The sequence below is a fragment of the Cellulomonas sp. CW35 genome (assembly GCF_052378485.1).
GTDB classification, from domain to species: Bacteria; Actinomycetota; Actinomycetes; order Actinomycetales; family Cellulomonadaceae; genus Cellulomonas; species Cellulomonas uda.
In genome coordinates, this window is the sequence record NZ_CP199000.1 from 1,349,812 (window position 1) to 1,365,662 (window position 15,851).

A 15,851-nucleotide genomic window follows, 5' to 3' on the forward strand; every position below is an offset into this window, starting at 1 on the left:
CATGGCCGACCAGAACCCCGCCCCGCGCGGCGCGAGCACCCCGGCGCCGCACACCGGCGCACCCGCGCTCGTCGAGCACCGCATCACCGTCCCGTCCGAGGTCTCGATGGTCGAGCTGCTCGGGCTGCGCGACGAGGTGCTCAAGGAGATCGAGTCCGGGTTCACCGGAATCGACGTGCACGTGCGCGGCAACGAGGTACGCCTCGCAGGTCCCGCGGGCGACGTCGCGCTGGTCACGCGCCTCGTCGACGAGCTCGTCGAGATGACCGCCGCGGGGACGCCGCTGACCCCGGACGTGGTGCGCCGCACGGTCGCGATGCTCAGCGCCGGGTCGCACGCGCGGCCGGCCGACATCCTGACGTTCAACATCCTGTCGACGCGCGGCAAGACGATCCGGCCGAAGACCGCCGGGCAGAAGGAGTACGTCGACGCGATCGACCGCAACACGGTCACGTTCGGGATCGGTCCCGCGGGCACCGGCAAGACGTACCTCGCGATGGCGAAGGCCGTGCAGGCGCTCAACGACCGCTCGGTCAACCGGATCGTCCTGACGCGCCCGGCGGTCGAGGCGGGGGAGCGCCTCGGGTTCCTGCCCGGCACGCTCGCCGAGAAGATCGACCCGTACCTGCGCCCGCTGTACGACGCGCTGCACGACATGGTCGACCCCGAGTCGATCCCGCGGCTGCTCGAGGCGGGGACCGTCGAGGTCGCGCCGCTCGCCTACATGCGCGGGCGCACCCTCAACGACTCGTTCATCATCCTGGACGAGGCGCAGAACACGTCCGTCGAGCAGATGAAGATGTTCCTCACCCGCCTCGGCTTCGGGAGCAAGGTCGTGGTGACGGGCGACGTCACGCAGGTCGACCTGCCGTCGGGCACGACGTCCGGCCTGCGGGTCGTCGAGCGCATCCTCGGCGACGTCGACGACGTGGCGTTCTGCCGGCTCTCGTCGTCCGACGTGGTCCGCCACCGGTTGGTGAGCGACATCATCGACGCGTACGCGCGCTGGGACGCAGACGGGAGCCACGAGCGCCGATGAGCATCGAGGTCAACAACGAGACCGGGTTCGCGGTCGACGAGGCCGAGTTCGCGGCGCTCGCGCGGTACGTGCTCGACGAGATGCACGTGCACCCGCAGACGGACCTGTCGATCATGCTGGTCGACACGGACGTCATGACCGAGCTGCACGTCAAGTGGATGGACGAGCCCGGGCCGACCGACGTGCTGTCCTTCCCGATGGACGAGCTGCGGCCCGGCCGCGAGGGCGACGTGACCCCCGCCGGTCTGCTCGGCGACGTGGTGCTGTGCCCCGAGGTCGCCGCGCAGCAGGCGGTCGCCGCGGGCCACTCGACGGTCGAGGAGCTGTTGCTGCTCACGACGCACGGGATCCTGCACCTGCTCGGGTTCGACCACGCGGAGCCCGAGGAGGAGAAGGAGATGTTCGGCCTGCAGCGCCGGCTCCTGCTGACCTTCCTGGCCGGCCGGTGAACGACGAGCCGGTCGCGCTCCTCGTCGTCGTCGCCGTCCTGGGCTGGGTGCTCGCGGCGGCGCTGTCGGCGGGCGAGGTCGCGGTGCAGCGCGTCACGCGCGCCGCGGTCACCGAGCTGGTCGCGCGTCGCCACCCCGCCGCCGACCGGATCCTCGGGCTCGTCGAGCACCCGCAGCGCGTGGCCTCCGCCGCGGCGTTCTTCCGCCTCGTCGTCGAGGTGCTCGCGACCGTGTGCCTCACGATCGTCGTCGCCGCCAGCGACCTGCCGTGGTGGGGCGTGCTGCTCGGCGGTCTCGCGCTCGGCGTCGTGTTCGCCTACCTGGTGGTGCGCGTCAGCCCCCGCACGATCGGCCGGCGCCACCCCGTGCGCGTGCTGACCACCCTGTCGCGGCTGCTGGCCGTCGTGTCCGCCGCCGCCGGCCCGCTCGCGCGGCGCACCACCTCGGCGCGCGGCGTGACGGACGACGACGAGGCCGAGCTGCGCGACATGGTGCAGCGCGTGAGCGAGTCCGAGGCGATCGAGGACGACGACCGCGAGCTGTTCCGCTCGGTGCTGTCGCTCGGCGACACGCTCACGCGTGAGGTCATGGTGCCGCGCACCGACATGGTCGTGACGCAGGTCGACACGCCGCTGCGCAAGGCGCTCGCGCTGCTGCTGCGCTCCGGGTTCTCGCGGGTGCCCGTCGTGGGGGAGTCGGTCGACGACCTGCGCGGCGTGCTCTACCTCAAGGACGTCGTGCGGCGGATCTCCGTCGCGGACGCCCAGGGCGACGACGAGGACCCGCTCGACGCGCCCGCCGAGGCGCTCGCGCGGCCCGCCGTGTTCGTGCCCGAGTCGAAGCCCGTCGACGACCTGCTGCGCGAGCTGCAGGAGGGCTCCTCGCACATCGCGATGGTCGTCGACGAGTACGGCGGCATCGCCGGGCTGGTGACCATCGAGGACGCGCTCGAGGAGATCGTCGGCGAGCTCACCGACGAGCACGACCCGAGCGCGCCCGTCGTGGAGGACCTCGGCGACGGTGTGTACCGCGTGCCCGCCCGTCTGGGCCGCGACGAGCTCGGCGAGCTGTTCGGGCTCGAGGTCGACGACGAGGACGTGGACTCCGCGGGCGGCCTGCTGACCAAGGCGCTCGGCAAGGTCCCGCTGCCGGGGTCGTCGGGCGAGATCCACGGGCTGCACCTGGTGGCCGAGAAGGTCGAGGGTCGCCGCCGGCGGCTCGCGACCGTGCTGGTGAGTCGCGTCGAACGGGACGACGACCCCGAGGACGAGGACGAGACACGATGAACGACACCCCCGCGGCACCCTTCCGGTCCGGGTTCGCCTGCTTCGTCGGGCGGCCCAACGCCGGCAAGTCGACGCTGACCAACGCGCTCGTCGGCCAGAAGGTCGCGATCACCTCCGGACGACCGCAGACGACCCGGCACACGATCCGGGGCATCGTGCACCGCGACGACGCGCAGCTCGTGCTCGTCGACACCCCCGGCCTGCACCGCCCGCGCACCCTGCTCGGCGAGCGGCTCAACGACCTGGTCAAGGACACGCTGACCGAGGTCGACGTCGTCGGGTTCTGCCTCCCGGCCGACCAGAAGGTCGGGCCCGGGGACCGGTTCATCGCCGAGCAGCTCACGGACATGGCGCGCGACGGCCGGGGCACGCCCGTGGTCGCGGTCGTGACGAAGGCCGACCTGGTCTCGCGCCAGCGGCTCGCGGAGCACCTGCTCGCGGTGCAGTCGCTCGGGGACTGGGCCGACATCGTGCCCGTGTCCGCGGTCGGCGGGTACCAGGTCGACGTCCTGGCGGACGTGCTCGTCGGGCACCTGCCCGCCGGGCCCGCGCTGTACCCGGACGGTGAGCTCACCGACGAGCCCGAGGACGTCATGGTCGCCGAGCTCGTGCGCGAGGCCGCCCTCGAAGGCGTGCGCGACGAGCTGCCGCACTCGCTCGCGGTCGTCGTCGAGGAGATCGTCCCGCGCGAGACGCCCGCCGCCGACGGCACGCCCATGCTCGACGTGCGCGTCAACCTGTACGTCGAGCGCGACAGCCAGAAGGCGATCGTCATCGGCCGGGGCGGCGCGCGGCTGCGCGACGTCGGCAGCGAGGCGCGTCGCGGCATCGAGGCGCTGCTGGGCGCGCGGGTCTACCTCGACCTGCACGTGAAGGTCGCCAAGGACTGGCAGCGTGACCCCAAGCAGCTCGGCCGGCTGGGCTTCTGAGGGCTGCGCAGGAAGGGACGAGAGCCACGACCGCCACCAGGATCCCGCCGACGGGCACGGAGCACGTTCGGCACCGGGACGAGCACCTGCTCACCGGGCCGTACCGCGTGCTCGCGAGCACCGTGCTCGGCGTCGTCGTGCTCGCCGTGCTCGGCGCCGTCATGGGGCCGCAGTGGGACCCCGTGCCGCTCACCGACCCGCTCACGGTCGAGACGTCGTCGACCGCGATCGGTCAGGCCCCCGCGACCGAGCACCACGACGTGCGCCGCGAGGTCGTCTCGGTGCAGCTCGACGGCGCGACCGTCGAGGCCCAGCTCACCGTGCCGGTCGGGCTGAGCGGGCCCGCGCGCGCGGTGGTCTTCGTGCACGGCGCCGGGACCGGGACGTACTCCGACGCGTTCCACGAGCAGGCGCGCGCGCTCGCCGAGGCCGGTGTGGTCACGCTCGTGCCGAACAAGCGGCTCGACACGTACACGTTGCGGCACCGCGACTACGTGGCGATGGCCGACGACTACGCGCGCTCCGTCGCCTACCTGCGCTCCCTGCCGGAGGTGGACCCCGAGCGGGTCGGCGTGTACGCGGAGAGCGAGGGCGCCTGGATCGCGCCAGTCATGGCCGCGCAGGACCCCGGCCTCGAGTTCGTCGTGCTCGTCTCCGCGCCGGTCGTCCCGCCGCGCCAGCAGGCCGCGTTCGCGGCCGACGCGTACCTGCGCGCGACCGGCGTGCCGCACGGCGTGTTCCGCGCCATCCCGCGCGCGGTCGGCATGGCGATCCCCGGCGGCGGCTTCGAGTACGTCGACTTCGACGCGACGTCCTACCAGCGCCGCCTGACCCAGCCCGTGCTCATGGTCTACGGCACCGGGGACTCGTCGATGCCGATCGTCCAGGGCGCCGTCCAGGTGATCCGGGACGCCGCGATCGCGGGGAACAGCGACGTCACGGTGCGGTACTACGAGGGTGCGTCGCACGGGATCCGGGTCGACGACCAGATCGTGCCCGCGTTCCTGCACGACATGACCGGCTGGGTCGTCGGGCTGCCCGGCACGGCCGGCGCCAGCCCGAAGATCGCGGGCGACCAGCCCAACCAGACGTTCCTCGCGATGCCCGTGCCCGAGCCGCGCTGGCTGCACAACGGCGATGTCGTGGCGGTCACGATCATCGCGTCCTGCGCCGTCGTGCTGCTCGCGGGTCTCGTCGTGCCCGTCTCGCGCGGCGCCGAGCTCGCCGCGGTCCGCCGCGGCGGTCAGCGGTCCGGGCGCCGGTTCGCGCCGGGCGTGGCCCGGTGGACGGCGGCGCTCGGCGCCGGTGCGGTCGTGACCACCGTCGCGTTCGTCTGGTACATCCTCGTGATCGCCCGGCTCGCGCTCGACTACTCGAGCAACGGGCTCGTCGTCACGGGCCTGTGGCTCGCGATCCGCGTCGTCGGCGTGCTCGTCGTCGCCGTCGCGTGCCTGCTGTCCCGCTCGATCGTGCGCAACCGCGCGCAGCACGTGCCGATCGCGCCCGGTGCCGCGCGCACGGTCGCGCTCGTCGGGGTGGTCGGCGCGTCCGCCGTCCTGCTCGTCGTGCTCGCCTACTGGGGTGTGTACCAGCTGGGCATCTAGGATGCCCCGAGCGATCAGGGCGACACCGGACGATCGACCGACTTTCGGGCGGTGATACTCCAGCGCCGCCCTGGTGAGGCACCATGTGGGGGCCGCCACCCGGCGGCCCGGCACCATTCGAGGCGGAGAGGGGCTCGCGTGCGAACGTCGTGGGGTTCTGCGACCGATCGCGGTCTCATCCGTGAGGTGAACGAGGACGCGCTGCTGGCCTACCCGCCGGTGTTCCTGGTCGCCGACGGCATGGGCGGTCACGACGCGGGGGACCTCGCGAGCCGCATCGCGGTCGAGGAGTTCGCGCAGCTCGCCGGCCAGAGCGCCGCGACCGCGGACGACATCCATTCGTGCTTCTCGCGCACGTCCGCGCGCATCCGGGGCGAGTTCACCGGCGGCCGTCAGGGCGGGACGACGGTCGCGGGCGTCGCGGTCACGGTGCACGACGACACGGCCTACTGGCTCGTGTTCAACGTGGGCGACTCGCGCGTGTACCGGTGGGCCGAGGACACGCTCGAGCAGGTCAGCGTCGACCACTCCGTGGTCCAGGAGCTGCTGGACCAGGGCCGGATCGAGCCCGCCGACGCCGACACGCACCCCGAGCGGCACGTGCTGACGCGCGCGCTCGGCACGGGCGACGAGCCCGAGCCCGACTACTGGCTGCTGCCCGCCGGGCTCCACGACCGGCTCCTGATCTGCACCGACGGCCTGACCCGTGAGCTCGGGGACGGCGAGATCGAGGCCGTCCTGTCGCAGGTGGCCGACGCGCAGGACGCGGCCAACGAGCTCGTCCGCCGCTCGCTCGACGCGGGCGCCCGCGACAACGTCAGCGCGGTCGTCGTGGACGTCGCCACGTCCGTCGGCGCGCTCGACGACGTGCACATCACCGTCCCCCGCGCGGGCTCGCAGCTCGGCCCGCACCTGTGGGACGAGATGCTGCACGGCGCGACGGTGCCCCGCGCCCGCCGCTCGTCCACGCAGGCGCCCGGCGCCGGCGACCCGTCGTCCGAGGAGGTCACGTCATGAGCGTCCCCGAGTACCTGCCCGGCCGGTGGACGGCCGTGTCGCGCCCCGGGTTCGTGGCGCTGCTCGGCCCGACCGCCGCGCCCGCCACCGCTCGCGCGGTGTGGGAGGCGTCGCCGGACGGTCTGCTCGCGGCGCTCGTCGTGCTGGCCCGCAACGGGTTCGCGGGGCTCCCCGCGTTCGCGCTCGTGCACCTCGACGGCGACCGCGCGCACCTCGCGCTGCGCGGCGACGTCACCGTCGAGGTCGGCACCGCCTCCGGTCCGCGCACGCTGCGGTCGGGGGACGTGGGCACGTGGAGCGAGCAGGTCGTGGAGGACGTCACCTGGGTGCGGCTGCTGGGTGACGACGCGTCCGACGAGGGGACGCCGCTGCCGCTCGCGGACGGGGTCGCGTCCGGGTCGGTGCTGAGCGTCGTGCTCGTCGAGGGCGCCGACGAGGCCGGCGACGACGAGGCCTCGGACGACGAGGCGCGCGACGGGGCGACCGGCGCGGTCGCGGGGGCCGGCGACGAGCCGACCCCGGACCCGGCCGCCCAGCCTGGTTCCGAGCCAGCTGTCGAGCCCGTCGTCGAGCCCGCTGCGGAGCGCGTCGTCGAGCCCGCTCCCGAGCCCGCCGCCCATCCCGACGACGTCGTCATCGAGGCGCCGCCGGCGCCGCTCGCGCCCACCTCGCCGGTGCTGCCCCCGCCCGGAGCCCCGATCCTCGGCGCCCCGCTGGACGAGCCGGTCGAGGTGCCCGCGCAGCGCACCGAGCCCGACGTGCCGGTCGCCGCCGAGACCGCGGCGACCGGCACGGACGCCCTCGAGCAGGAGGCCGCCGACGAGACCGCCGACGAGAACGCCGCCGACGAGACCGCCGCCGACGAGGGTGACGACGAGGCTGCTCCCGACGAGGAGGCCGCGCACGAGGGCCCCCGCGGCGGGGCCGGTGCGGACGAGAGCGGGTCCGCCGCGGGCCGGGACGCGGCGCCGCGCGCCGACGCGCAGCCCGGCGACGCCCCGACCGACGCGACCCCGACCCACGTCAGCCCGGTGGTGCCCGACGTCCCGGCGGTCCCGGACCTCCCGGTGCTCCCGGCGCCGCCCGCCCCCGAGCCGGTGCCCGCGCTCGTCGCGCTGGGCACCCCCGAGGCCGACGTCGAGTCGACCGTCGACGACGTCCGCACGCTCGTCGGGCCCGCGTCGCAGGACGACCACGACGGTCTGACGATCCTGTCGTCGGACCTCGCGCAGATCCGCGAGCAGCTGCCCGCGTGGGCGGCCCAGTGGCCGCAGGAGGGCGCGACGCCCGGCCCGTTCACGGTCCCCGAGCCGGTGGTCCAGCCCGACCCGCCACGGCTCGTGCTGTCGACCGGCGTGGAGGTCACGCTCGACCGGACCGTGCTGCTCGGCCGCGCGCCGCAGGTCGCGCGCGTGACGAACCGCGAGCTCCCGCGCCTGGTCGCGGTGCCCAGCCCGCAGCAGGACATCTCGCGCACGCACGCCGAGGTCCGCGCCGAGGGCGAGCACGTGCTCGTCACGGACCTGCACTCGACCAACGGCGTGCACGTCACGCGGCAGGGCGAGGGCGCGCGCCGCCTGCACCCGGGCGAGGCGAGCGTCGTCGTGCCGGGCGAGGTCGTCGACCTCGGTGACGGCGTGACGTTCACGGTGGAGGCCGGGCGGTGACGGTCACGGCATGACTTCCCTCACCACGGCACGCGCCGACGCGCGCTGCGCGGGTGCGCGCCGATGACCGCGAGACGCGAGGCGTCGGCACCGCCCACGCTGCCCGGGTACGCGCACGTGCGGACCCTCGGGCTCGGCGGCTTCGCTGACGTGTTCCTGTACCGGCAGGACCTGCCGCGACGTGAGGTCGCGGTCAAGGTGCTGCTCGCGGGCAGCCTGGACGACGAGGTGCGCGCCCGGTTCCAGACCGAGGCCAACCTCATGGCCCAGCTGTCGCACCACCCGTCGATCGTCACGGTCTACCAGGCCGCGATCGCGTCGGACGGACGGCCGTACCTGGTCATGGAGTACTGCTCGCGGCCGGGGCTCGCGGAGCGGTACCGCTCCGAGCGGATCGCGGTGCCGGAGGTGCTGCGCATCGGCGTGCGCCTGGCGTCGGCCGTCGAGACCGCGCACCGCGCGGGCATCCTGCACCGGGACATCAAGCCCGCGAACGTCCTCACCACGGACTTCGGCTGGCCCGCGCTGACGGACTTCGGCATCGCCGCGACCACGGGGCAGGGCGCCGGGGCGACGGTCGGGATGTCGATCCCGTGGTCGCCCCCCGAGCTGCTCGCGGAGCACCCGCACGGCGACGAGCGGTCCGACGTGTACTCGCTCGCGGCGACCCTCTACTCGCTGCTCGCGGGCCGCACGCCGTTCGAGATCCCGGGCGGGCAGAACGGGGCGCAGCAGCTCGTCGCGCGCATCGAGCGCGCGCCGCTGCCGCCCACGGGCCGCGACGACGTGCCCGCGGACCTGCAGGCGGTGCTCGAGCGCGCGATGGCGAAGGTGCCCGAGCTCCGGCACCCGTCGGCCGCCGCGCTGGGCCGCGCGCTGCAGCAGATCGAGGCGGACCTGCGCCTGCCCGTCACGCCGCTGGACCTGCTGGACGAGGGCGTCGTCGAGCCCGCGGCACCGCAGTCCGACAGCGGCGCCGCGGACGCGACGCGGCTGCGCTCGATCGTCGAGATCTCGTCGGCCCCGCCGGCCGCCGCCACCGACGACGCCCAGACGCGCGTGCGGGGCCCGGTCACGGTCCAGCACGACGCCCAGCACGACCTCCAGCACGGCCCCCAGCCGGTGGGACCCGGCTTCCTCGCGCCGCCCCCCGCACCGCCGCAGCCGGTGCCCCTGGGGGAGGTCGAGCACGACGAGGCGCCCGCGCGCGGCCGCACCGTCGCGGCGCTCGTCTCGGGTGCTGTCGTGCTCGCCGCGCTGGCCGTGGTCGCCGCCGCGGCCCTGGGCGGTGGGGACCCCGAGCCACGCCCGGGGGACACGGACTTCGCCCCGACCGACGGGACGGCCGTCGAGGCGGTCGTCCCCGCGCCGCACTCGCTCGAGGGCGTGCGCGACGCGTCGGGGGCCGTGACGTTCTCCTGGGTGAACCCTGACCCGAAGCCGGACGACCACTACCTGTGGGGGGTGCTGAAGGTGACCGGACAGCCGGAGCTGGAGGTGGTCGACGAGCCCACCGTGACGATCCCCGCCGCGCGAGCCGGGGACGAGGTGTGCGTCGAGGTGTCGATCGTGCGCGCCGACCGGCGCGCGTCCGCCAAGCCCGCGCAGGCCTGCGCATGAGGGGCCCGACGTCGCGTCGCAACGTGACGACCGCCGCGGCGGTCGTGACGGTCCCCGCCGTCGTCGCGGTGCTCGCGCTGCTGAACCCGGGCTTCCCGCTCGCGCGCGTGGAGCTCAACGACGGTGCGGTCTGGCTCACGGCCACGCAGGAGCAGAAGCTCGGCCGCTACAACGTGCAGGTCGACGAGCTGAACGCCGGGCTCGTCGCCGAGCAGGGCACGTTCGACGTGCTCCAGGACGGCGCCGACGTGGTGCTCGTGGAGCCCGGCCGGATCTCGGTCGTCGACCCCGCATCGGTGTCGCTCACCACGCAGGTCGCCGCGGCGGGGGTGCAGCCGTCGTTGCGGCAGGACTCGGCGGTGTCGATGACGGCGGGCGTCCTGTCGCTCGTCGACGCCGAGGGCGGGCTGCACGTGCGCGCGCTGTCGGACCTCGACTCGATGCGGCCGGGGGAGGGGGAGCCCGACGCCGAGCTGGGTCGTGGCGCTCGCGCGGTCGTCGGGACGGACGGCGTCGCTTACGGGGTCGCCGCCGACGGCGCGGTCACCGAGGTCGGCGTCGCGGGCGGTGGCGCGCGCGTCTCGCAGGACGGCTCGTTGGGCGAGGGGGAGCTGGACCAGCTCACGGCCGTCGGCGACGAGCCCGTGGGCCTGCGCGGCAGCACGGTGGTCACGCGGCACGGCTCGGTCGAGCTGACCGGCACCAACCTCACGCTCCAGCAGCCCGGGCCGGCGTCGTCGCGCGTGCTCGTCGCGAGCGACACCGCGCTGGTCGAGGTGCCGCTGGACGGGGGGTCGCCGATCGAGCACCCGTCGAACGGCTCGGGCAAGCCCGCCGCGCCCGTGCAGGTCGGCAGCTGCGCGCACGGCGCATGGGCGTCCGCGCAGGGCTCCTACCAGCGGTTGTGCGACGGTGCGGCCCCCGTGGAGCTCGCGCTCGAGGACATGTCCGCGCAGGACGCGCTCGTCTTCCGGGTGAACCGGTCGCAGGTGGTGCTCAACGACGCCGTGCGCGGCCGGGTCTGGGAGCCGCAGGAGGACACCGAGCTGCGGACCCTCAACTGGGAGGACATCAAGCAGAAGAAGGACCCGGAGTCCACGGACGACAAGAACGAGTCGGAGGTCAGCTCGAGCGAGCTGCAGGCCGAGTGCTCCGCCGAGACCGCGCCGCCCGTCGCGAAGGACGACACGTTCGGCGTGCGCCCGGGCCGGACGACGGTGCTGCCGGTGCTCGCGAACGACTCCTCGTCCGACTGCGGCATCCTCGTCGTCAGCGAGTTCGAGTCCCAGAAGGTGCCGACCGAGTTCGGCAGCGTCCGGTCGATCTACGGCGGGCGGGCGTTGCAGGTCGAGGTCGACGGCGACGCCGGCGGCACCGTCGAGTTCTCCTACACGATCGAGGACGGCCGGGGGACGTCCGCGCCGTCGACCGCGACCGTCACGCTCGAGGTCCACGGTGACGGCGACAACACCGCGCCCGTCGAGGACCGTCGCGGTGCGATGGAGGTCGAGCAGGGCGGACAGGCGCGCTACGACGCGCTCGCGAACTTCCACGACCCCGACGGCGACGACATGGTGCTCGTCGGCGCCACGACGGACGCGTCGATCGGGACGGTGCGCTTCCGCCAGGACGGGACCATCACGTTCCGGGCGGACGGCGGCAAGCTCGGCCGGGCGACCGTCACGGTCCTGGTCTCCGACGGCTCGTCGCTCGAGCCCACGGCGGGCACGATCGAGGTCGACGTGCGTTCCGCGGGCTCCCTCGCCCCGCAGATCGACCCCGTGCACGCGGTCACCTACGTGGACCAGCCGGTGCTGCTCGAGCCGCTCGACGCGGTGCGCTCGACGGGCGCCGAGCCCGCGCGGCTCGCATCGGTCGAGGAGGTCACCGGCGCCACCATCACCACGGACCTGCAGGCCGGCACGTTCACGTTCGCCGCGCCGCGCACCGGCTCGTACTACGTGAAGTTCGTGATCGCCGCCCCGCCGCAGCAGGCGACCGGACTCGCGCGCATCGACGTGCGGGAGTGGCCCAAGGAGGCCGAGCCGCCGGTCGCGGTGCGTGACCGGGCGTTCCTGCCCGCGGGCGGCGAGGTCACGATCGACCCGCTCGCCAACGACTCGGACCCCGCCGGCGGGCTGCTCGTGCTGCAGTCCGTCGACACCGCCGACGCGGACGGTCTCAGCGTCGCGATCCTCGACCACCACCTCGTCCAGATCCGTTCCGAGCGCACGCTCGACCGCGTGGTCGTCCTGCCGTACACGATCTCGAACGGCAGCAAGACCGCCACCGGCCAGATCGTCGTGCAGCCCGTGCCGCCGACGTCGTCGACCCAGCCGCCCGTCGTCGAGCCGATCGAGGCGACGGTCCGCACGGGTGGCGTGGTCACCATCCCCGTGCTCGAGAACGCCTACGACCCCGACGGTGACGCGCTCACGCTGCGCCGCGCGCTGGTCGAGGAGCTCGGGGAGGGCGAGGGGCTGATGTTCGTCTCGGGCGACGTCCTGCGCTACCAGGCGCCGTCCAAGCCGGTCACCGCGCGTGCGGTGTTCGAGGTCGAGGACTCGACCGGCGCGGTGACGGCAGCGGCCGTGACGGTGCGCGTGCACGAGTCCGACCCGTCGTCGAAGGCGCCGCCGCAGCCCCGCGATCTCGAGGCGCGCGTGTTCGCGGGCGAGGTCGTGCGCATCGACGTGCCGCTCATCGGCATCGACCCCGACGGCGACGGCGTCGCGCTGCTCGGGCTCGCGAGCGGGACGACGAAGGGACGCGTGCGCGCCGTCGGGCCGGACTGGATCGAGTACGAGGCGTACGCCGACTCGACCGGCACCGAGGAGTTCCAGTACGCCGTCGAGGACTGGGTCGGCCAGCGCGCGGTGGGGACCATCCGCGTCGGCATCAGCCCACGTCCGAGCGACGCGGCCGCCGTGGTCGCGCGCGACGACGAGGTGACGATCCGGCCCGGTGAGCGCATCGAGGTCCGCGTGCTCGCCAACGACGTCGACAACTCCGGTGACGAGCTGACGCTCGCGGGCATCGAGGCCGACGAGGGCGTCGACGCCGTGATCAACGGCCGCCGCGTCGTGGTGACGGCGCCCGACGAGGAGACCGTGCTGCAGATCCTGTACACGGTGACGAACTCGCGCGGCGGGCAGGACTCCGCGGTGCTGACCGTCCGGGTGACCGCGGACGCCGCCGTGCTGCCGCCGGTCGCGGAGGACGTCGTCGTACCCGCGACCGAGACGTTCGGGCTCACCGAGGTCGTCGTCGACGTGCTCGCGACCGCCCAGAACCCCAGCGGGCCGGAGAGCGACCTCGACGTCCGGATCCCCGCGTCCGTCGCGTCGGTCGCGAAGGTCACGGGCGACCGCAAGGTGCTGGTCACGCTGTCCGACCAGACGCAGACCCTGCCGTTCGAGCTCGTCAACGTGCGCGACCCCGAGCGGGCCAACGCCTTCGCGTTCATCACGGTCCCGCCGCTCGGCTTCATCCGCCCGTCGCTGCGCCCGGGCGCCCCGGCGCTGCGCGTCGCGTCCGGCGAGACGCTCACGATCGGGCTCGAGGAGCAGATCAAGGTCGCGCAGGGCCGTCAGCCGTCGGTCGGCGACCCGCTCGAGGTCTCCGCGACGCGAGGCACCGTCAAGATCGCGAAGGACGGCCGGTCGGTCACGTTCACGCCGGCCGACGAGTACTCCGGACCGGCGTCGGTCACGATGCTCGTCACCGACGCGACGTCCGCGAACGACACGTCGGCGCGGACCGCCTACCTCACGTTGCCCATCGAGGTCTTCGCGGTCGACAACCACCCCCCGTCGTTCCTGTCGTCCGCCGTCGAGGTGGCGCCGGGCGACCCGGCGAAGACCGTCGACCTGCGCGCGTTCACGCAGACCCCGGAGGGCACCGAGCCCGCGGAGGGTCGGTACACGTACGCGATCTCCGGTGCCGTGCCCGCCGGCTTCAAGGCGACGGTCGACGGCTCGATGCTGGCCGTGAGCGCGGACTTCGCAACCGACAAGGGCACGCGCGGCGTGCTCCAGCTCACGATCGGGTACGGGCGCGCGGGCAAGCTCGACGCCCAGATCGACCTGCGCGCGATCGCGAGCACCCGGCCCAAGGCGAAGGTGCTCGACTGGACGGTCGAGAAGGCCGAGGAGGGCAAGGCCGAGACGCTCGACGTGCTCGAGGGCGCGTTCAACCCCTTCGCACCCGAGCCCCTGCGCGTGGTCGGTGCCACCGTCGAGTCCGGTCAGGGCACGGCCGCCGCGACGGCGTCGCGGGTCACGGTCACCCCGGCGGAGGGCTTCATCGGCACGCTCGTGGTGCGCTACCGCGTGCGTGACGTGATCGACGAGGCCGACCGTGAGGTCGACGGCCGCGTGACGCTCAAGGTCCGCGGGGTGCCGGACCAGCCCACAGCGCCCAAGGTCGTCGAGTCCCGCGACCAGACGGTCGTCCTGTCGTGGACGGCGCCCGACAGCCGCGGCGCGGCGATCACGGGGTACCGCCTGACGACGAAGGGCGGGCTGTCGACGACGTGCAAGTCGACGACGTGCACGTTCGACGGGCTGACCAACGCGCAGACGTACACGTTCACCGTGGCGGCCCAGAACGAGGTCGGCTGGTCGCAGGAGAGCGCACCGTCCGGTGAGGCCGTGCCCGACGCCGTGCCCGACGCGCCCACGCGCGTCGACGTGGAGGCGTTCGGCGACGGGTGGCTGCGGTGGAGCTGGCCGGCAGCGGCCTCGCGGGGCTCGTCGATCACGAAGTACGACGTGCAGATCTCGCCCACGCCGCCGAGCGGTGGGGCGACGCGCACGTCGACGACCACCGGCATCAAGATCGGCGGGCTGGAGAACGGCACCGCGTACTCGGTCCGGGTCCGGGCGTACAACGACCTCGAGACGCCGAGCCCGTGGTCGGTGTCGTCGGCGACGGAGGTGCCGGCGGGTGTGCCGGACGCGCCGTCCGACGTCACCGCGAACCGGGTCGACACCGAGATGGGCGGGCAGATCACGGTCCGGTGGTCGGTGCCGCCGAACAACGGCGACGCGATCTCGGGGTACCGGCTCACGATCTCCGGCGGACCGAACTCGGGCGAGGTGTCCGTCCCGGCCGGCTCCGACCCGTCGTACGCGTTCAAGGGCGCCAAGAACGGCGTCGAGTACCGGTTCTCGGTCACCGCGGTCAACAAGGCCGGCGAGGGGCCCGCGGGCACCGCGACCGCGCTGACCTACGGCCTGCCGGGCGCGCCCCAGATGTTCACGCCGTCGGCGCCCGCGTTCGAGGGGCGGGTCGACCTCGCCTGGCGGGCGGTGGACGACAACGGTGCGGCCGTCACCTACGAGGTGCGCCAGGACTCCGGCGACCCGCACCCGGTGGGCCCGGGGACGAGCTGGCAGTTCACGGGGCTGGCCGGCGGGGTCTCGCACTCCTACCAGGTGCGCGCCGTGAACGCGGCCGGCCGCAGCGCGTGGAGCGACCCGGTGTCCGCGACGCCGACCACGCCCGCGTCCGCACCCACGGGCGGCGAGGCGACCATCACGGACCGGGCGGACTACGGCAAGCCGACGCAGCTCACGGTCTCGTGGTCGCCGCCGAGCGACGCGGGCTCGAGCGCGACGGTCCGCTACCGCTGGGCGGTGTGGACCGCCCAGAACTCGGCCGAGTCGTCGAGCTCGTCGGAGGCGCGCAGCGCGGCGATCGACATCTCCGGCTGGGACTGGCCCCCGGGCCGGACCCGCACCGTGACGCTGCGTGTGACGGCCGTGACCGAGATCGACGGTCGCACGCGTGAGGGCGGCGTCCTGACGAGGCAGTGGGAGTTCGACGGGTGGGGCTCGCGTCCGTCCGAGGTCACCTCGATCACGGTGACCCCCAGCCCGAGCACGACCGACCCCTCGTCGTTCACGGTCGCCTGGACGGCGCCCTCGGACGGCGGTGTCGCGATCGAGCGGTACGACATCGGGTACCGCATCCAGGAGGGCGGCAGCTTCTCGGGGTGGCGGTCGGTCGGCACGAGCACCGAGGCGACCATCTCGGGGTCCGACGTGATGTCCGGCCGGAAGCCCGGCTCGTACACGCTGATCGTCACGGTGCGGGCGGTCAACGCGCTCGGCGAGGGCCCCGCGGGCCAGAGCACGGCGACGTTCACGATCTCCGACCCCGACGCACCGGACCCCGAACCCACCGGTGGCGGCTGACCGCCGCCGCCCCACGACCGTCGTCGCACACTGAGGAGAC

General features: G+C 74.1%; 9 protein-coding genes. All 9 read left to right on the forward strand.

Features of this window, described 5'->3' with window-relative positions; translation table 11 throughout:
• Position 1: 1 nt before the first annotated feature.
• The 9 genes from ACT17Q_RS06325 (at position 2) to ACT17Q_RS06365 (ending at position 15,811) form a co-directional block, all read left to right on the forward strand.
• Positions 2-1,039: a PhoH family protein gene (locus ACT17Q_RS06325; protein ID WP_444665137.1), complete on the forward strand. Its 1,038-nt coding sequence runs from the start codon at positions 2-4 to the stop codon at positions 1,037-1,039.
• The gene (gene ybeY, locus ACT17Q_RS06330) at positions 1,036-1,488 is read left to right on the forward strand and encodes an rRNA maturation RNase YbeY (protein WP_094180354.1); all 453 of its coding nucleotides are present in this window, start codon (positions 1,036-1,038) and stop codon (positions 1,486-1,488) included. Before ACT17Q_RS06325 ends, ybeY begins: the two co-directional genes overlap by 4 nt.
• Positions 1,485-2,774 (forward strand): hemolysin family protein, encoded by a 1,290-nt coding sequence (locus tag ACT17Q_RS06335; RefSeq protein WP_141320142.1) that lies wholly within the window; start codon positions 1,485-1,487, stop codon positions 2,772-2,774. The genes ybeY and ACT17Q_RS06335 overlap by 4 nt, the downstream gene beginning before the upstream one ends.
• On the forward strand, positions 2,771-3,703 hold the full coding sequence (era, locus tag ACT17Q_RS06340; protein WP_141320144.1) for a GTPase Era: 933 nt from the start codon (positions 2,771-2,773) through the stop codon (positions 3,701-3,703). Before ACT17Q_RS06335 ends, era begins: the two co-directional genes overlap by 4 nt.
• 107 nt (positions 3,704-3,810) lie before the next feature.
• Positions 3,811-5,307, forward strand: coding sequence for an alpha/beta hydrolase family protein (locus ACT17Q_RS06345; RefSeq protein ID WP_444665138.1), 1,497 nt, complete (start codon positions 3,811-3,813; stop codon positions 5,305-5,307).
• A 186-nt stretch (positions 5,308-5,493) separates the two neighbouring features.
• Entirely contained in the window at positions 5,494-6,324 is an 831-nt protein-coding gene (locus ACT17Q_RS06350; RefSeq protein ID WP_232514689.1) for a PP2C family protein-serine/threonine phosphatase, read from the forward strand.
• Entirely contained in the window at positions 6,321-7,991 is a 1,671-nt protein-coding gene (locus ACT17Q_RS06355) for an FHA domain-containing protein (RefSeq protein ID WP_444665139.1), read from the forward strand. The genes ACT17Q_RS06350 and ACT17Q_RS06355 overlap by 4 nt, the downstream gene beginning before the upstream one ends.
• Positions 7,992-8,054: 63 nt before the next feature.
• Positions 8,055-9,611 (forward strand): serine/threonine-protein kinase, encoded by a 1,557-nt coding sequence (locus ACT17Q_RS06360; RefSeq protein WP_268533672.1) that lies wholly within the window; start codon positions 8,055-8,057, stop codon positions 9,609-9,611.
• A gap of 23 nt (positions 9,612-9,634) precedes the next feature.
• The gene (locus ACT17Q_RS06365) at positions 9,635-15,811 is read left to right on the forward strand and encodes an Ig-like domain-containing protein (protein ID WP_444665140.1); all 6,177 of its coding nucleotides are present in this window, start codon (positions 9,635-9,637) and stop codon (positions 15,809-15,811) included.
• The last annotated feature ends 40 nt before the right edge of the window (positions 15,812-15,851 follow it).